Annotated in this window: 14 protein-coding genes and 1 pseudogene; 11 read left to right on the top strand and 4 right to left on the bottom strand. The window is 45.9% G+C overall.

All coding sequences use genetic code 11. The features are described 5' to 3' along the window. The first annotated feature begins 153 nt into the window (after positions 1 to 153). The 4 genes from mutT to NST34_RS04460 are packed head-to-tail and all read left to right on the top strand — an operon-like array spanning position 154 to position 2,345. Positions 154 to 549 carry an 8-oxo-dGTP diphosphatase MutT gene (gene mutT, locus NST34_RS04445; RefSeq protein WP_076283854.1) on the top strand — a complete coding sequence of 132 codons (396 nt, stop codon included), beginning with the start codon at positions 154 to 156 and terminating at the stop codon, positions 547 to 549. 37 nt (positions 550 to 586) lie between these two features. After that, a complete protein-coding gene (locus NST34_RS04450) occupies positions 587 to 913 on the top strand; it encodes a nucleoside triphosphate pyrophosphohydrolase (RefSeq protein WP_076299111.1) in 327 nt (108 codons plus the stop codon). A 34-nt stretch (positions 914 to 947) separates the two neighbouring features. Continuing rightward, positions 948 to 1,301, top strand: coding sequence for a DUF1648 domain-containing protein (locus NST34_RS04455; protein WP_076283856.1), 354 nt, complete (start codon positions 948 to 950; stop codon positions 1,299 to 1,301). Positions 1,302 to 1,346: 45 nt separating this feature from the next. After that, positions 1,347 to 2,345: a Gfo/Idh/MocA family protein gene (locus NST34_RS04460; RefSeq protein WP_445667651.1), complete on the top strand. Its 999-nt coding sequence runs from the start codon at positions 1,347 to 1,349 to the stop codon at positions 2,343 to 2,345. Positions 2,346 to 2,429: 84 nt separating this feature from the next. On the opposite strand, the pseudogene NST34_RS04465 reads toward NST34_RS04460, so the two are convergent. After that, positions 2,430 to 2,759 (bottom strand): annotated as a pseudogene (locus NST34_RS04465) (NAD(P)H:quinone oxidoreductase, type IV); the annotation flags it as partial. A gap of 125 nt (positions 2,760 to 2,884) precedes the next feature. Here NST34_RS04465 and NST34_RS04470 point away from each other — a divergent pair. Together NST34_RS04470 and NST34_RS04475 are read left to right on the top strand one after the other, a co-directional pair. After that, complete coding sequence (locus NST34_RS04470) at positions 2,885 to 3,367, top strand: GyrI-like domain-containing protein (protein ID WP_076283858.1); 483 nt, start codon at positions 2,885 to 2,887, stop codon at positions 3,365 to 3,367. Between the two features lie 742 nt (positions 3,368 to 4,109). After that, entirely contained in the window at positions 4,110 to 4,664 is a 555-nt protein-coding gene (locus NST34_RS04475) for a pyridoxamine 5'-phosphate oxidase family protein (RefSeq protein ID WP_042185093.1), read from the top strand. A 96-nt stretch (positions 4,665 to 4,760) separates the two neighbouring features. Here the strand turns inward: NST34_RS04475 and NST34_RS04480 are convergent, their stop codons facing one another. The 3 genes from NST34_RS04480 to NST34_RS04490 form a co-directional block, all read right to left on the bottom strand. Beyond that, positions 4,761 to 6,539, bottom strand: coding sequence for a hypothetical protein (locus NST34_RS04480; protein WP_341127252.1), 1,779 nt, complete (start codon positions 6,537 to 6,539; stop codon positions 4,761 to 4,763). Positions 6,540 to 6,651: 112 nt separating this feature from the next. After that, positions 6,652 to 7,578: a hypothetical protein gene (locus tag NST34_RS04485; RefSeq protein ID WP_341127253.1), complete on the bottom strand. Its 927-nt coding sequence runs from the start codon at positions 7,576 to 7,578 to the stop codon at positions 6,652 to 6,654. Continuing rightward, on the bottom strand, positions 7,571 to 7,723 hold the full coding sequence (locus tag NST34_RS04490; RefSeq protein ID WP_179086680.1) for a hypothetical protein: 153 nt from the start codon (positions 7,721 to 7,723) through the stop codon (positions 7,571 to 7,573). Before NST34_RS04490 ends, NST34_RS04485 begins: the two co-directional genes overlap by 8 nt. Before the next feature lie 205 nt (positions 7,724 to 7,928). Between NST34_RS04490 and NST34_RS04495 the strand changes: the two genes are divergently transcribed. The 5 genes from NST34_RS04495 (at position 7,929) to NST34_RS04515 (ending at position 17,740) form a co-directional block, all read left to right on the top strand. Then, complete coding sequence (locus NST34_RS04495) at positions 7,929 to 9,746, top strand: vWA domain-containing protein (RefSeq protein WP_341127254.1); 1,818 nt, start codon at positions 7,929 to 7,931, stop codon at positions 9,744 to 9,746. Positions 9,747 to 9,806: 60 nt separating this feature from the next. Continuing rightward, a complete protein-coding gene (locus NST34_RS04500; protein ID WP_042185099.1) occupies positions 9,807 to 13,196 on the top strand; it encodes a tubulin-like doman-containing protein in 3,390 nt (1,129 codons plus the stop codon). 4 nt (positions 13,197 to 13,200) lie between these two features. Then, positions 13,201 to 15,603: a transcription initiation factor TFIID gene (locus NST34_RS04505; protein WP_341127255.1), complete on the top strand. Its 2,403-nt coding sequence runs from the start codon at positions 13,201 to 13,203 to the stop codon at positions 15,601 to 15,603. Between the two features lie 201 nt (positions 15,604 to 15,804). After that, on the top strand, positions 15,805 to 17,076 hold the full coding sequence (locus NST34_RS04510) for a vWA domain-containing protein (protein ID WP_341127256.1): 1,272 nt from the start codon (positions 15,805 to 15,807) through the stop codon (positions 17,074 to 17,076). 22 nt (positions 17,077 to 17,098) lie between these two features. Further along, positions 17,099 to 17,740, top strand: coding sequence for a hypothetical protein (locus NST34_RS04515; RefSeq protein WP_042185104.1), 642 nt, complete (start codon positions 17,099 to 17,101; stop codon positions 17,738 to 17,740). Positions 17,741 to 17,799 lie beyond the last annotated feature (59 nt).

Here is a 17,799-nt window from a genome sequence, read left to right on the forward strand (position 1 = left end):
AAAGAAGACTTTGCTGTGAATTTATAGAGAAACTGTACGGAAGAGACTTTCCCGGGCCTAATAGCTTTTGGGAGAGTCTCTTTGGTTTGGAATGAAATGTATGTTTTAATAGAAGTATCTGTCTAATAAAAAGCAATAAAGGAGGTGTTCCTTGTGATCCAGGTGGCGGCAGCGATTATACATAATGAAGAAGGACAGATTCTTATTGCTCGGCGCAGGCAAGGTAAATCTCAGGCAGGTCTGTGGGAATTTCCTGGCGGCAAAATAGAGCAGGATGAAAGCATCGCAGATTGTCTGCAAAGAGAGCTTCAGGAGGAGATGGGGATAACAATCCTTCCCTATGAAAGCTTTGGCGTGAACGAGCACAACTATGGAAGTGTCGAGATCAGACTGTTTGCTTGGAAAGCCCGATATCTGGGAGGTGTAATTGAACTTGTCGATCACGATGAATATAGGTGGGTGTTTCCAACTACACTCGGTCAGTTCACTTTTGCTCCTGCAGATATTCCTTTTGTAGTACGGCTAATGGTGGGGTCAGATCAAGTGTGAAGGCAGTCTGAACATCAAGTAGAAGGGAAGAACTTAAGTGCCCGTATATGAAAAGCTAGTGCGTGACGGAATTCCCAACCTGATAGCTTCTCAAGGTAAAGACTTTAAAACAAGAATATTAGAGTCCAAAGAATACATAACTGAACTACGTAAAAAATTGAAAGAAGAGTCGGAGGAGTATTTTCGGGCAGTGAGTAATGAAGAAGCTCTAGAGGAGCTTGCCGACATGCTGGAAGTAATTCAAGCGCTGGCGGAGACCCATGGAAGTAATAGCGCAGAGCTGGAGGAGCTTCGTGCGGAGAAAGCTGAAAGTCGTGGTGGATTTAAGGAACGGATATTTTTAATTGAAGTGGAAGGAGAATAACTAGAGATTATTGTTCCGTATAAGGAGGTTATTAATGTTGTCCAAAACCAAACTGATGATGATCTTAAGCGGTGTGGTAGCCTTAATTCCTGTAGCTATTTATTTATTCCTATATTCCAAAATGCCTGATAGGGTCCCGATCCATTACGATGGGAACATGGCTGATAGATTTGTAAGTAAGTCTAGTCTGGAGGTTATTTTGCAAAGCGGGCTTGGATGTTTGGGATTTATAATCATGAAATTCCTGCAGTTCCTTTTGCAAAAAGCGTTTATTCAGAGTTCTAACGAGCATTCAGCGGCTTTGAGCAGGATCTGGAATATTGCTATTTTGGTGGTGACGGTGGTGTTTGCTGGCATCAGTTCCTATACATTTATTAGAATGGTCTGATAGAATTAAAAGAGACTTAGCAGAAGGATTAGGAGGAACATGCATATGAAAATGGATAACGCTTACAAGGTAAGATGGGGAATTCTCAGTACAGGCTGGATTGCCCATCAGTTTGTTACTGATTTAGCTCACGCCAGCAATGGCGTGGCATATGCCGTGGGTTCGCGTTCACAGGAAAGTGCAGATAAATTCGCGAGGGATCATGGAGTACCACATGCTTATGCTACTTATGAGGAATTGGTAAATGACCCGAATGTAGACGCGGTATATATTGGAACGCCCCATCCTTTTCACAAAGAAAATGCATTATTGGCGCTACGTGCAGGCAAAGCTGTCCTATGTGAGAAGCCTTTTACCGTGAATAGCGGAGAACTAGAAGAAGTGGTGGCCTACGCTAGAGATCATAAGCTGTTCCTGATGGAGGCCATGTGGAGTCGTTACATCCCGGCGATTGTGAAGGTTAGAGAATGGATCACCGAGGGTAGAATCGGTGAAGTTCGCTTGGTGAAGGCAGACTTAGGATTTCGCACCGACTGGAATCCGGAAAGCAGATTGCTGAATCCGAAGCTGGGCGGAGGCGCGCTGCTGGATGTTGGGATTTATCCGGTTTCTTTTGCCTCGATGGTGTTTGGACCTCATCCTGAATCTATCTCCAGTACGGTGCATATTGGTGAGACTGGAGTGGACGAGCATTTCTCTATGCTGCTGAATTATGGCAATGGAAAAACCGCTTCGTTGAACGGTGGTATTCGTCTTAATACGCTGGAGGAAGCGCATGTGTTTGGAACAGAGGGCCGTATAATTGTTGAAGGGACGTTAGTGAACCCGAAATCTGCTTCGCTTTATATAGGGGATGAGAAGGTAGAGAGCTTTGTGGATGATCGAGCTTCTATTGGATATTGTTTTGAAGCAGAGGAAGTAGGACGTTGTCTACAAGCAGGGCTAACAGAAAGCCCAGTTATGTCACTGGATGAATCGTTAGCGATTCTGAAACTGCTGGATCAAATACGTGCGCAGTGGGGTCTTAAGTATCCTGGAGAGTAAATAAAATAAACAACACCCCTCGGTTTTACACGCTACTTAGGTAGCTCCGAGGGGTGTTTGCTATATCGAACGATAGGTGGAAGTCTAGTTTTGGCTATTGGCGTTTTTACTTTTGCCTGCTTGGACCCAGCCGGCCACTTCAACGGTGCGCTTCGCTTGATGAAAAACAGCATCACGGATCTGATCCTGCTCTTCGATCATTTTACCGTCTCCATCTACACTGACGCTTGTTCCGTACGGGTTACCTCCCGCTCCAAATGTGACGGGATCTGTGTAACCTGGTGCTGCGACAATCGCTCCCCAGTGATACATCGATGTGTAGAGTGCCAAGATCGTTGCTTCCTGTCCGCCATGTGGATTCTGTGCTGAGCTCATGGCGCTGACGACTTTGTTTACCGTCAGTCCTTTGCCCCAAAAATAATCGCATTACCCCATTGATGCATTTATAACCCAAATCGATAATTCTACTCTAACTGGACAGACAGATGTCCACTTCCCTTGTGTATACTGAACTCAATTACAGGAAATGAGGGAGAATAATGAATACTTATTTTGCACAAAAACCGAAAATGACATTGGCTGGGGTTAGCATACGTACGACAAATGAAGTAGAAATGGGTCCCGATGGGGGCTTATCGCGGCTGTGGGAAACGTATTTCCAAAGTAATATTGCGGGGCAGATGGATACGGTTAAGCCTGAGTATATCTATGCCTTGTATACAGATTATGAGAGTGATGCGTCAGGAGCTTATACCGTTGTGATTGGGCATGAAGTGGCTGGGGAGAGATATTTAGCGGATAGAGGCATCGTGAGTGCGGCTGTTCCGGAGAGCAAGTATATGGTTTTTACGACGAAAAAAGGTCCGGTATTTGAAGTAGTCTCGCAAGCATGGGGGGAGATTTGGGCTTATTTTAAGGCATCTACAGAGGTAAGAACTTACACGGGCGATTTTGAAATTTATGATTCGCGGAATTTTGATCCTGCTAACACGCAGGTGGAGATTTATATTGCGATTGAGTAGATCGGGTGAAAGATATTTTAGCTAAAAGAAATGTTTCGTGGGGATATGGGGGCTGCCGAGAGGCAGTTCCTTTTTTCGCGGTTGAGCTGAATCCCTTGGGTGAGGGTGAAGGGTTACTCAACGATTAAAACGAATATATATCAATAGAAGGAATGAGTAAATACGCTTCATATTTAAATGCGGATGTGTTGTTAACCAGTAAACGGTAAAAAATTCGTACCATTCGCTGTGTTAGGCCGAAGTGGTGCAACAGAACGGTAAAAATCTCCCACATTAGCTGCGTCTAGCCGAGGTAGCAATCTTCAAGGGCAGAAATGCCCTACATTTACCCTAAAGAGCCCAAAAAGCAAGAAAGAGGGGTAAAAATACCCTACAATTGCCGCAAAGAGCCCGAAAAGCAAAAAAGAGGGGTAAAAATACCCTTCATTTACCCTAATGAGCCAAATTAGCAAGAAAGAGGGGTAAAAATACCCTACATTTACCCTAAAGAGCTCAAATAGCGAGAAAGAGGGGTAAAAATACCCTACATTTACCCTAATGATGATCCAAACCGTTTGGGAGGAGATGGAGCAAGTGGAGTGTAAATGAAATAACTTATTGAGTGAGTAAAGTGGATGAGTTTTGATGGAGTTGAACTAAGGAAGTGTAGCTGAAGTAGCTGGTTTAGTTTATATGTTCGATGGAGCATGACAGTCCCACCCAACAAATCACACACAAACCAAAATGAAACGGAGAACACCAAATGGGAAAACAATTCACGGCTATATTACCTGCACATCAGGAGTTTATTCTTCGGCAGCATCTTTTTTTCGTAGGGTCAGCGCCGCTTTCTGAAGAAGGGCATGTTAACCTGTCACCTAAGGGTCATGATTGCTTGCGGATTTTGTCTCCTAATCAAGTGGCTTATCTCGATATGACCGGTAGTGGTAATGAGACGAGCGCACATCTGCTGGAAAATGGAAGAGTGACGGTTATGTTTTGTGCGTTTGAAGGACCGCCGAACATTCTGAGACTGTATGGAACAGGAACAGTAATCCTGCCTGGTTCATCAGAATGGGAAGCACTGTACCCTATTTTTACACCTCTGCCTGGAGCTAGACAGATCATTTTAATTGATGTTCATAAGGTACAGACTTCCTGCGGATTTTCGGTCCCATTCATGAGTTATGATGGTGAGCGAGAGACGTTACAACGTTGGTCTATCCAAAAGGGCGAAGCAGGTCTGAAAGAATATAGACAAGAGAAGAACACCACAAGTATAGACGGGCTACCGACACCCCTTGGCCAAAAAAACTAAGCGGACATGGTGATCCTAGGTTCATGTAAATATAAAGTTTCTCATTCGTCACGATGAGCGATCTCACAATTCGACTAAGCAGTTATCTCATATATTCTACTGTCCAAAACTCATACTACCCACGGATTCCACCACAAACACAGGCACATATTGCTCTCCCATGTCCGTTCCAACAAGCTGATAACCGTTCTGATATTGACCACTAACTAACGCGTTACCTGTAACGGAACCCAAGTCTCCTTGAAGCAAAGTATAAACCCCATTCGAATAAGCCAGCATATTACCGAAGTTATCTGCGACGATTTCACAGTGAAAAGATACCTTTTCAAAAGGATGAAGCGCTACATCGGAAGCTGAAATTACCGCATACTCCTGAACAATCTCAGCAAATTGATAGCTGCCAACTACTTTACGATAACGTGCCGTCTGTCCAACGACACCGTCTCCGAGATCCGCGTTAGATACGAGTAAGGAATCATCGGACTGCAGTTCGTAGCTATCTCCAGACACTGAAAACAACTGCGAAATACCATCCGATTTCATTTCATATGCTGTAAAAAGGGTACGTCCACCTTCGACCTCAGATTCAGCCAGAATCATGGGTGCACCAGAACCTGAAGAGGCAGCAAGCTGGTCATTAAAAGTTAGACTGCGCAGACTCTCGAATTTTGGTAAAATATTTCCAGTTAAAGTTATGACACTTTCGTCGCTATTCATTGCTGCATAATAGAGGACACCATTGCTATCCGTTCCAGCCACAATGACCTTCTTATCGTGTAGTCCCTTGCTGGAGATGACGTTCCCATATCTGCCTTGCTCTTCACCGCCCGGGAGAAGGCGCACAGGCTCGGCAATATTCCAAGCCAATCTTGTAGCGGCAATGATTGAAGAAGTATCCTCTAACGGAGCAAGATCACTGTATAGCTGAATAGCTTCAGCATATTGACCTTTACTGGTCATGCGCTTGGCATTTTTAAGTAGTTTAGCTTTACTAGTATCTACTAAGGTTAGTACTTTGGATGAAGTAATCCCTGCCGATCCTGCAAAATTACGATAAGCAACAGCATGCCCAGCAAAGGCGGTGATGTTATCGCTCTCTAGATCTTTGTTCAGGATGATCTTTCCGCTACTTTCTGCCTGCCCAAGTACCCATGGCGCTTCGTAACTATGCTGGCTGTAAGCATTCATCATGGAGAGGGTGCTCTCCAGCATGCCTGTAAAGTTTCCTGTGCCTGCTAAGGCTTTTAGTTTAGCTGTATCATGACTTTTGAACTTGGAGGCTAGCAACTCCTCCTTGGATGCAGCGCTTCCGTAATAAGCATCGGGAATCTGCAACAGATTCCATTTAAAAGTGTCTTCTTCACTCTTGTTTCCATCTTGGCTCTGAGCAAGTTCGGTAAGAAACTGCTCCTTAAATTCTCGGAAGTAGGTTGTGAACTGGTCAGAAATGCCTGAATCGGTCGATAACTGGCGATAATAGGATTCATAAGGACCACCGGGCTTCATATATGTAGCTTTTAAGCTGAGGAGAGTATCATAACTTTTCATAAATCCGGTGAAATCTTTAGTCGCAGCTTGTGCTTTAGCGGAAGATACCAAGGCATTCAAACCTTGGCGGATGGCCGTGATTGGTGACAGCTCATCAAGTCGCTTCGTAACCTTTTCTTCCATATAAAGAATGGAATGGTTTGCCGCCGCTAGGCGATACTGATTCTCTGCACTTATCAGATCGCCAGCAGCATAGAGACGGTCAGCTTCCTTGGTTATTTGTATTTTGTCGGCGATGAGAAAAACCTTCTGTCCAAGCATCACAAACATACCTATACACAAAATGATCATAAAGTTTCGCAGGGTTATTAATTGTTTGAACGTCATATAGAGTAGCCTCTTTTTTCAAAATATAAGAAAGCATAGTTTCACATCATTCTTTATTCTTATATTTCACCGAGAAACAATTATGCCGTTTCTTCTTGAAATATAAGAATGTCTATTGAACTTCGGGGTCCCAGCGGTATTTGGCTTCACGAATGTCCGCTACTCTTTGGTCCAAGCCATTCCATGGTTCATGGGGATTCGCAGCAATGAGTTTGGATAACCGCATAAAGCGGTCTTTAGGCAGATCTTGCACGTATCGGCCGATCATATTGGAATAGAGCAGGGTATAACGCTTCATTCTTACTGCAGCTCCGGCAACTCCCGTAAGGATGGTCATACCATTATTCATATGACGAATTTCTACTTCATAGTTCTTTACGTATCGCAGTGTACGATCTTTGATCAGATCAGGACGGATCTTAGCGATCTCGCCGATATATTCGGCTAGTAGCGGCTCGAAATCCTTAAGAAGAAGCTGCTCCAGTTCTAAATCCATATCCTTGCGAAGCAAAAATCCATGCAGCAAGGCGATACGTTGCCGTGCGATCCGGTCACCACGAAGCAGGATGGAGAGTTCGCGTAGCTTCTCGTAGGCAAGCACATCATCCTCACGGAGTACGGAGACAGCCTCCTGACGGTTGATCTCCAGTCCCTCTTTGATGATGCCAATCCCTCGTCCAAGCAGCTCGTTAAGAGAACGAAGATTCTCGTTCTGCCGAGCTTTTCGCTGCGTATAGTACAATAGTCCAGCGAGGAGAATCCCTCCGGCACCACATAACATCATCTGTTCTATGCTATTCCCAAAATAGACGGAGGCTAGTGTAAGCAGTAAGATGAATAGGAGGCGCGTATGCATTTTTCTTCCTGAAATGGATGCAGCTTGCTTCTCTACCGTAATAAGTGAGTCTTTACCGCATTTGGTGCATCGATCTTCACCGAGAGCGGTGTATTGTCCGCAGTGGCGACAAATACGAAGCTTGTCATAAGCGTAACGAGGAGCCTTGAAAGGGCGAAAGGTAACAGGTCTTTTCTTATTCACGGCCTTTATCGCCTCCGTTCAAAGCGGCCAGTAGGCGGTCGTTAATATCATCTCGAGTTAGTGGTTTACGTTGGCGTGCAGCATAGATGGAAATCTGAATTACGACAATTAGGAACGTAATCCCAAGAATGACGTATGAAATCATGGAACAGTCCTTTCTCATGGACGCCTTGCAGACCGGATGTCTCATAGAATGATAACTCTATGCATCATTGCTACTTTGGTCCGGCGGTCCTAAAGTTGAAGTTTACAAGGTTTAATTATATCATAATGGCATACTATTTACAGATTTTAGCGACAGTGCTGAAGCTGTCATATGTGCCTAATATAACACAAGAGGAGCCCTATTTATGCTTCGTAAATATCAAAGTAACAGAACAACTAAGACACTTTTTCAACGTATCTTCCCGGCATTACTGCTGGCGCTATGTCTTGCTGCCTCACCTTTTGCAGCGGTTCAGGCCTATGCGGCAACGTCGGCGCAATCTCACATTGATGCGGTACTTCTTATCGATGTCAGTAACTCCATGAAGACTAGTGACAAGAACAAAGTCGCGAACGAAGCGATGAAAATGTTCATAGATATGCTATCCACCCAAGGTGATAAAGTAGGTATTGTTGCCTATACCGACAAGGTACAGCGGGAGAAGGCCCTGCTGGAAATTAACTCAGAGACAGATAAACAGGATTTGAAGGATTTTATTGATGGACTGGACCGTGGAGCTTATACCGACATTGCTGTCGGTGTGGAAGAAGCTGTGAAGGTGCTCCAGAATGGTAGCGATCCGAAACATGAGCCAATCATCGTAATGCTAGCTGACGGCAATAACGATTTCAACAAATCAACAGGCCGGACGCAAAGCGAATCGGATAAAGAATTGAATGCATCCGTGGAAGTCGCTAAAAAGAATGGCTATCCCATTTATACGATTGGTCTTAACGCAGACGGCAAGCTGAATAAACAGAAACTCGCTGATCTGTCCACTGAGACAGGTGGTAAAGCATTTTCGACGGACTCCGCAGATGATCTTCCGCAAATACTTAGTGAAATTTTTGCTAGTCATCTGAAGCTAAAGGTAGTACCTGTGCAGTCGATCACTGCAAATGGGGATTATCAGGATGTGACCGTTAACGTGCCTAACGGCAGTGTTTTGGAAGCCAATATCTCAATTATGTCGTCACAGCCTGTGACCGCGAAGCTAACTGATCCTTCAGGAAATGCTGTCGACATCCCGTCCAAGGATGTTGTGCTGTCGAAGTCTTCTACTTATAGCTTGATCAAGCTGTTGTCACCGCAAGAAGGAGATTGGAAGCTTCAGGTCAAAGGTGTGCCAAAGGATAAAATTGATATTAATCTAGTTTTTAACTATGATTTGGAGCTTAAGATCGATGCGTTGCCATCAGCAACCTATAAAAAAGGTGATAAAATTGATATTACCTCTCACCTGTTCAGCAATGGTACTCAGGTAACGCTCAGTAATTTGTATCAAGATATGAAGGCGGTACTGCTTGCTACAGATATCGATACAGGTGATGTACAGGAAATCGAACTGGATAACTCCGGGGATGTATTTAAGGGCACCTTCGAGGTAAAAGAAAGCCATGACTATGAGCTGAAGGTTCGTGCAGAGGAAAGCAGTTTCTATCGTGAAAGTGCTCCTGTAAAAATCAGCGCGAAGGCAGGTGGCGCTGCAACTACCAGTCCTTCGACAGGAACGGGCAAAGAAGAACCTCTGAAAGAAGCTTCATCCAATACCTTGTATTACATTATTGGTGGTATTCTTCTGGTGTTGGCAGCCGCTGCCGCATGGTATGTGCTGAATAAGAAATCGGCACGTGGTTTTGTTGGACAGCTGGTAATTGAGGTTAAAGACGGCAATACGGGTGAGAAGACCTACCCACAATATAAGAAACTTGCTGGATTCAGAGGCAAGTTCACCCTTCATCAGCTGCTGCAATTAGCGCCTGAGCTCAAGGAAAGCGAGAGCATTATTTTCACACCAGCTAAGAATGACCGATTGCTGTTACGCAGTGGAGAAGGTATTACTGTAGAGAGATCCGGACGTGCTGCGGATGCCTCGCGTGGTCTTGAGCTGAAGAGTGGTGACCGCGTTTCAGTGTCCCTGCACACGGTAGATAAGACGATTTATCTCGAATATTTAGTATAGAAGTGGTTTTGCAAGAAATCTGAAGTACAGCTTCCGCAAAACTTTTAGGAGGATAAGCATATGAAACCAGTAGTAAGAGAGCATATACAGCAATTGGATGTATCACTAGGTGGCGGGATTGTCAGCGATAAGATCAGGGTGGATACGATTGATAATCCGATCCTGATCATTGGACTAGGCGGCACGGGCATTGATGCCCTGCTGCGTCTTAAATATCAGATTAACCGCCGCTTTAAGCTGCCGGAAGATCCGATATCCAAGAAGAAGCGGGACAAGCCGGATAATGTAGAGTTTCTAGCTTTTGAAACGAATGAACAGGATCGCGGAAAGAAATACAAAGGGATCGGACTCGATCCACAGAATGAATTTGTATTGCTGGCGAATGCTGAAATCGGCGGATTGCTGCAGAACCGCAGTATCCTTGATTCGTACATCACGGATTGGCTGTCACCCGAGCTAAGTATCACAGATGGTATGAACGGTGCCGCTGGTGTGCGGCAGGCTGGACGTCTGCTCTTGTTCACCAAGATTAATCAGGTTGTAGGAGCGATTGATAAGAAGATCAAGACCTTATCCGTAGGCACGAACAAAAAGCTGATGGTCTTCCTTTTGACAGGTCTGTCAGGGGGTACAGGTAGTGGAGCGTTCCTTGATATTGCCTATATCGTACGCGGTATTATTGAACGTGATTATGGATCAGCCGGTATTGACCGTGTGAACACACTGGGTTATCTCTTTACACCGGACGTGAACCTGTCTAATAAAAGTCTAAGTGAGCATACGCGTGAATATATTCGCAAGAACGGTTATGCGGCGCTAAAAGAGCTGGATTACTGGATGAATGTAGATAGTCGTGGGGAGCGATTCCAGCAGCAATACGGGAATATTTTGACGGTAAACTCTCCACTGCCTCCGTTTAATTTATGCCATTTGATCTCTGCAACGAATACCGAAGGTAAGCTGTTAGAGAATGCGTATGATTACTGTATGAACGTAACGGCTGAGAACATCACGAACTTTATGGCAAGTGAAGAAAAACAGTCTGGCGAAGAATTCGCCATTCATGACTATATTAGTAATATCCGCACCAATATTGCGCAGATGAACAAGACTTATCCAGCTAACTATGAGTACAACATTATCGGTGCCTCGTCTGCCGTGCTTCCGATTGAGGAAATGACGACTTATCTGGCCTTCCGCTTGTTTGATAAAATGGAAAAAATGTTCCAGCAGGCGCCTGGTCAAGAGGATGTGGAGAAATTCGCACGTAAGCTTGGGATTGATCTCGACAGTATGATTAAAACCTTTGAATCCCGCGTGCCTGAGCCATTGCCAGGTTACGAGAACAGCGAACGTCTGAGTCATGCGAATGTAGTTAAGAATCAAGTGGTAAGTATGGATACAGAGCTGGAGCAGAACTTCCTGGCTCGTGCCCGTGAGGAATATATTAAATCGAAAAAGCAGCTGCCTGGCGAAATTGTTGGACGTTTCAGTGAAGAGCTGGAGCGCATCTTCCTGCACCCAGAGCAAGGGCCGTTCTACGTTTCCCGCCTGCTGTACACCGAGAAGGGCTTCTGTATTTTGAAGCTGATTCAGTCTTATATTGAGGCTTTACGTGAAAGCTTGCTGCGTCTGCCACGCGATATCGAGACGGCACAGGACAGTGCGGATGAGAAGCTGAGCGATGCACGCAGTGCTTTTGTATCCAAAGAGAAGAAGAAAAATGCCTATATTGACGCTAAAATCAATGAGTATTGGCTGCATGCCGATGTAGAACGTACTGAGCAAATGATTCAATTTTATGAGGACTTATACGAGCTCTTAAACGATGAAAACAGCCGGATTTATGGTGTGTTTACGGAGATTCTTAGTGCGCTTAGCTCGATTTTTGCCAAGAATGGGGACATCCTTATCAATGGTGAAGAGCAAGCGGATTATAAAGGAAACAAAACTTATTATTGGAACATTGTTAACGTGCCGGATATTTCGGCGACGATCTCCAAAATCATGGATCAGAAGGACGGCGACGACTTGATTCGCGACTTCACCCGTGAAATGCTGAAGCATTCCGGACGTTGGGTTAAGGAACAGGAGATTGATATCGTTCGCTCGATTTCAGAGTTCCTTAGTGATAAGTTCGGGGATCTGATCACCCGTTCGATGGAAGATTTCCTTGTGATGAAATTCGGCCATGAAGAGCCGCTGGATAAGTTCGTAGAGCGGATTATTGCCGGTAAATTGGACGAAGAGGCTGTGCCTACCTTCCACCTTAGCAACAGCTCGGGCAGCTTGCATTTCCCATCATGGGGCTTCGTTTCCGTACCTGTTAAAGCACCTGGCATCCTGAAAGGGATTCGTAATTATCAGAATAATGCGCTTGGAAAATCACAATTTACAATCAAAGAAAGCCAAGTGAAAAACCGTATTTTCTGGCTTAACACCCGCAACGGTGTGCCACTCTTCGTATACACGCCGCTGCGGGTGTTTGAAGAGAACTATGAGCGGACCATTCTCGATAAGGAAGGGATCGGCCGCCATCTGGTGATGACGGATAAGAATAACTGGACGTATCTGCCTTCTCCGATTCCGGAAAAATCATGGGGTGACACCTACGTCAATTCTCGTGTACGTGATTATAACGCACGTGTGCGTGCAGACTTTGCAAAGGCGTTGGCAAGCGGAGTGATCATCGAAAAAGGTGTAGACGAGAACACAAGCAACAGATACTCTGTTGTGTTCACGAAACCATTTGATATGGATGCTCTATTGAGTGGATTTGATATGCAGTTAAATTCTTCACGTCCGAATCTCGGAGAAGTGAAGAAGGCGGCTGATGAACTTAAGAATCTGCGCGAGAAGGGCTTGGAACGCGAAGGCATTAAAGATATTTTTGGCAGCATTAACAAAGAAATGGCACAGGAGAATCTAATTCGTTCACCGCAGCTGATTTCTCGTGTTCGTGTTGAGCTAGCCAAATATGCTGAGCTGACTGCAAAAGCAACGGAGCTTGAAGGGCTGCTCCATCAATATCTGGACGAAGACAAGTGGATGGACCAATTCATCGAGGCGTTGTATACGGACAGCATTATCAAGAAAGGCGCACTCTACGTTTATGATCGTGATGAAGAAGAGGACGCTTGGGAGCCGTTTGCCAACTTGATGAAAGAACGTAGCTACGTGGAATATGCCGTGTACCGTCATTTCCGGGAGCTGGATGAGAAGAGCCGCAGCGTTCTGCTGCGTAAGGCAGCTCGTCGTGCGAGTGAAATGACTGCTGCTGAAGACGTAACCCCATTGCTCTATAAGCTGGAAGGGCTGTATGTATCCTTCCTTGAAGCACGCGACAGCTTGGAGTATGAACGGGTAGAGTATGAGAGCGGCGATGAGATGTATAGTTTCTACAAGAGTATGACTAGCAAACTCGGCAGCATCCGCAGAAAGTTGAAATAGGCCTATGATCAAAACACTGGCATTATCTTATGGTGAACAATATGCGGTACAGGAAGAGGCACAGCGCAGTAAAGGGGATGGACGCAGCAGCATCCATTACCCTGCCCTGTTTCTGTTCGTAGGCGACAAGGTTGCTCCGGCCATCGGTCCGGTGCTGGATAGCTGCGAACGAAAATGGGATAACGCCGGCGGTGTTATGGCATTACATGCTGTGTCAGGCACGAAGAGTGAGGACACAGACAGAAGTAAGAAGGGCTCTGATGCAGGAGGAAAAGACCGGGTGCTGGCCATGGCCTTGCCGGATATGGCAGGGTCAGATCCACGCACTGTGCGTCATGAACTATACCGCAAGTTTCATGAGGATACACGTTACCTTGCTGACATGAATAAAGTTATCCGGCGGCTGAGCAACAGTATAGCGGATTATGGACGGCTATATTCATCTTTTGACGTGATCCATCTCTCTATCATTACGCGGGTCGATGACCCGCTTAATGTATTGTTGCCAGAAATTACACTACTGGCTCGAGCAATACTCAGCCAGTCCTTCAAGTCGGTACAGACGGATCTCTACGCTTTAATCAATGAGCGGGAGCAAGGGGATAATTTTGGATATTCCAGCTCAGTAGGGCTGGCTTTTCTGCGTGAATTGGACAGAATGCAAGCTACGGACTATACGTTTAATGCACCGCTGCTTGTAACCGAGGATGGTCTGTCGATTCCAGTGAGTCATGGTCCTTCCGCTTTATTTGACCTTGTGTATCTGCTCTCCGATAAGAATGAGCGCGGCATGATGTCGGCTCACGGCATGGATGATAACTATGAGATCATCTCCCATATTAGCCTACTTAAGAATCGTGTCCGCCCGACTTCTGATCAAGCTACAGGACACGGTGGTTATAACAATATGACCTTCAAAAGCGGTATTAGAGGTAGCACAGGAAGACAAGGCTACGCCTCCGCAGGCTTTTCTGGCGTGAGAAGACCTAATGTCCAAATTGCCTTGGCGGTGCTGTATCACGCCTTCCGGCGCCTTGCAGCGGATATGCGTGAAGGTAGTCCATGGACTATGCGCGAGCGTCAATCTCTATTAGGGCTGGATCCTGATAGTTTGCGGGAGCATAGGGCGCAGCTAGTCCCGGAGAAAGACGGCCTTAGTGAAATGACGGGGCTAATGAGCCATGGACGTCCGTCCTACAATGAGCTGAAGCAGTTGTCACTTCGTGAAGCTGAACAGCAGTTGTTCGGTGATGGGGGCGAAGCTTATTTCCGTAATAATTTTGTCGCAGAGTCTAACCGGAGAGTAGAAGGTATTCATCCTCTTCGTGGATGGCGCACCCTATTGGCGGCACAGGAAACAGCTACGCCAGCAGTAACATTCTATCAGCTTGCGGAGTGGACAGCTGATCGCGATGAGGGTGGCAGTGTGCTGCATGCTTTGCGTCAGCATATGACTGGATTGCGTTCAGCACTTGTCTCCGCGCAGGATGAGCTTGAGGATCTTTATGCGGAAAGTGTGGAGCGCCAACCGTTCCAGCGTGTGCCGCTTTTTGACAAACGAACGGTACGCAACTTCATTCATTACTTATTCTCTGCGGTATATGGCAAAAAATATGAGCTGTTATGTATGGAAAGTGAGCTTGCACTGTGCAGTCGTTTGGAATCTGCACTTGAGCAGCTTCACGTGGAATGTGTGGCCCGTGTGAAAGCTATGGAGACGCTCGAAGAAGAGCTACGTATTACTGTGATGGACAGCATTGGGCGAACGAATGAAACCACTGGCCAGAACGTGATGGAATACTATCGAGTTGTCACAGAAGAAGTAATGAAAGAGATTGAGACCCGGCGTGGGCCAGGAATATTCTTTAGTGACAAGTACATGGGGAGCATTTCTAAGCTTTTAGAACAAGGCAAAGAAGCGGTAGCAGAGCGTTTGATTGGCATTTGTCAGCGGGAAATATTAACGGCTGATCCGTTTGCTCTATCTTTCGAAGAAGAATTGCTGCGGCGTGCAAATGTTGCGGCTGCTTATGAGAACCGTCAGGTTCTATCCAAGGAAGAGTTGTTCAAGCGTCTGTACCATAATCTGGAGGATAGCGCGACGATCAATGTTCGTCTGTTCGAATACACGCAAGAGCATCGTCATGAGGAAAAATATTTCTTCGGAGACAGCGCATCTGAATTCCTGCGCTATGCATTTGGTGTGGATGAGACGACCCGCATCTATCGCTTAGGCTTCGTGCATGAACAGCGTAGGAGCGGAGTGGAGAAGTTAAATCTGATGGGTGGTTTCCATTTAGAAGACTTGCTCTACTACCGTAATGGTAAGGTTTATTATGAAACCTATGCTCAGAATGGCTATCAGCTTCATGGGGTGAGTGAAGAGCAGCTTCCCGAGATGCGCTGATGGCTGATGCGCCTAATGTGCCAACCTTTAATTAGAGTTCTGTTGTATTTGATACAATAGATTTAAGTGGATTTCTGGAATAGGGACATTTCTCCTTATTTCCAATGCACATTATGCAATAGAATAGAAATAGATGTTTCTTTTATTCCATTCTATTGCACAGAGAACAATTCAGGTTTCTCCCGGAAAGGAAGTATAACGATGCAGAGAAAAATCAATCTTCTCCTGCTCTTCTTCAGTCTGATCGGCGGCGGGGTCGCCTTTCTTTTTGGCGAGTGGATGCTAAGCTGGTACAACGATCTGCCTTCCATCTTGCTCGTTGGCATTTATTTTGCCATAGTAGCACTCGGTATCGGCATCGGTTGTCTGCTTGCAGAAATGATCTCGCCACGGCTGAACGGAGCCTCGTGGAAGCAGCGCTACCTAGGTTTATCCTGGAAGCTCCTGCCTCTGATGATTGTCCTTGCACTTGGAGTTGGAGCATTAACAGAATTCGTTTATGAGCTGAATTTTGGCGGTGCTAAACCGGTTAAAAATGTTGTAATGGCTATCGATGACTCTGGCAGTATGGCGCAGAGTGATCCTGATAACAGCCGTTATTCAGCCGCTAAGGCGTTAATTGCGAGAATGGACAATGACAATCAGGTAGCGGTGGTGACATTTAATCACGAAGCTGTAGTCGTCCAGCCGTTAACACCACTCTCGGATTCGCAGAATCGTGAGAAGGTGTTGACTGCCATTGATAATCTGAAACCAACTGAGGGTGGCACGAACATTAGTGGTGCGATCTCGGAAGCACTTAAGGAGATAGACAGTGACGGCAGAAAAAATCAAGGCGCTATGGTCATCTTGCTGTCGGACGGAGTCAGTAATTTCGACACCTCACGAGAACTACAGACCTATATAGATCGTGGAATTGCCGTAAATACCATTGGTCTGGGGATGCAGGATCCTGCCGGTACCCAGTTGCTGCAGGATATTGCGAAAATAACGGGCGGTCACTATTATGATGTGACAGATACGGCTCTTTTGGGTGATGTATTCCAGCAAATCTATGATCGTTTGGGAGATCGGACATTGCTTACGGTGCGTAGTGATGCTACGGCAGATAGTCCATACTATGCTGCAGTTCGTATTTTGTCGCTGATGCTAATCGGTGCTGCACTTGGACTCGGTCTTGGTATTATGTTTGATAACCGTCATTTAGCAAAAAGCTTCGGGATTGGCGGCGTTATCTCAGGGTTGTTCGCAGGGCTTATTCTGGAATTTGGACTTAGCGGGCACAATTTCACTGACGGCCTAATTCGCCTCCTTGCTGTTCTTATATTGGCTGCAATCATCTCATTATTTACAGGCGTCATTCCAGTAGGTGAAGGACGTATTTACCGTAATAGAAGAAATAATGCAGCTCCTAATCCACCGTCAGAAAGCTTTCCTGATCGACGGAGAAATCGGAATAGCAAAGGATTCTAGTAGTTGAAAGGGGTTTACAGTAATGAGGTACGCCGAGGATAATGCTTCCGCTCTGGTAATAACGGATGTGACATCTCAAGTGGATGAACGGTTCTGTACGCTGAGATGGCGCTGGCCGGACGGCGTGCAGGCGGTGTACATCCATAAGACCTCCGCAGAAGAGGCTTCTATTGGCACCGGGGATATTCCTCCGGTCGGAATGAAGCTCTACACTCGTGAGGAATACAAATCTAACAATGGATACCGTGATCGATTGGATGAGATCGGCCTAGTCTCCTATACCATATACGCTCGCCTTGCTGAGAACGGAGAGACACTGCTGGTGAGGCAAAGTGACGGTGCGAACCGTGTGGTGGTCAGTGCAGGCAAAGCCAGAATCTATTATTCCGTTCAACAAAAAAGAGGATTATTCGGAAAACAAAAGACCGTACATATGGCGATTACGGCAGAAGTTCCAGTGGCTCGAGATGTCCTCTGTTATGTTAAGAAACGGGGAGGACATCCGGCAGGGAAAGAGGATGGTATTCTCTTTCCCTTTGTACAGGATTTCGCCCCTGGACGCAATGTACTCCCGCCGATTGAGATCGGTAAGGATGATTTTGTACGCATCTTTTTCACCGACGGTCCTAAGTATGGGCTTTATTACGAGCTGGTGCCGGAGTAAGATCAGTCTATGCGTACAAGCGAGTGTTGGACAATGCCTGTCCATAGCAAGATACGCAG

This window comes from Paenibacillus sp. FSL H7-0714 (genome assembly GCF_038003765.1).
Lineage (GTDB): Bacteria > Bacillota > Bacilli > Paenibacillales > Paenibacillaceae > Paenibacillus_AQ.

Coding starts and splice junctions, on each gene's coding strand:
- NST34_RS04455 (WP_076283856.1), top strand. CDS start 948: ATGTTGTCCAAAACCAAACTGATGATGATCTTAAGCGGTGTGGTAGCC.
- NST34_RS04460 (WP_445667651.1), top strand. CDS start 1,347: ATGAAAATGGATAACGCTTACAAGGTAAGATGGGGAATTCTCAGTACA.
- NST34_RS04470 (WP_076283858.1), top strand. CDS start 2,885: ATGAATACTTATTTTGCACAAAAACCGAAAATGACATTGGCTGGGGTT.
- NST34_RS04475 (WP_042185093.1), top strand. CDS start 4,110: ATGGGAAAACAATTCACGGCTATATTACCTGCACATCAGGAGTTTATT.
- NST34_RS04480 (WP_341127252.1), bottom strand. CDS start 6,539: ATGACGTTCAAACAATTAATAACCCTGCGAAACTTTATGATCATTTTG.
- NST34_RS04490 (WP_179086680.1), bottom strand. CDS start 7,723: ATGATTTCATACGTCATTCTTGGGATTACGTTCCTAATTGTCGTAATT.
- NST34_RS04495 (WP_341127254.1), top strand. CDS start 7,929: ATGCTTCGTAAATATCAAAGTAACAGAACAACTAAGACACTTTTTCAA.
- NST34_RS04500 (WP_042185099.1), top strand. CDS start 9,807: ATGAAACCAGTAGTAAGAGAGCATATACAGCAATTGGATGTATCACTA.
- NST34_RS04505 (WP_341127255.1), top strand. CDS start 13,201: ATGATCAAAACACTGGCATTATCTTATGGTGAACAATATGCGGTACAG.
- NST34_RS04510 (WP_341127256.1), top strand. CDS start 15,805: ATGCAGAGAAAAATCAATCTTCTCCTGCTCTTCTTCAGTCTGATCGGC.
- NST34_RS04515 (WP_042185104.1), top strand. CDS start 17,099: ATGAGGTACGCCGAGGATAATGCTTCCGCTCTGGTAATAACGGATGTG.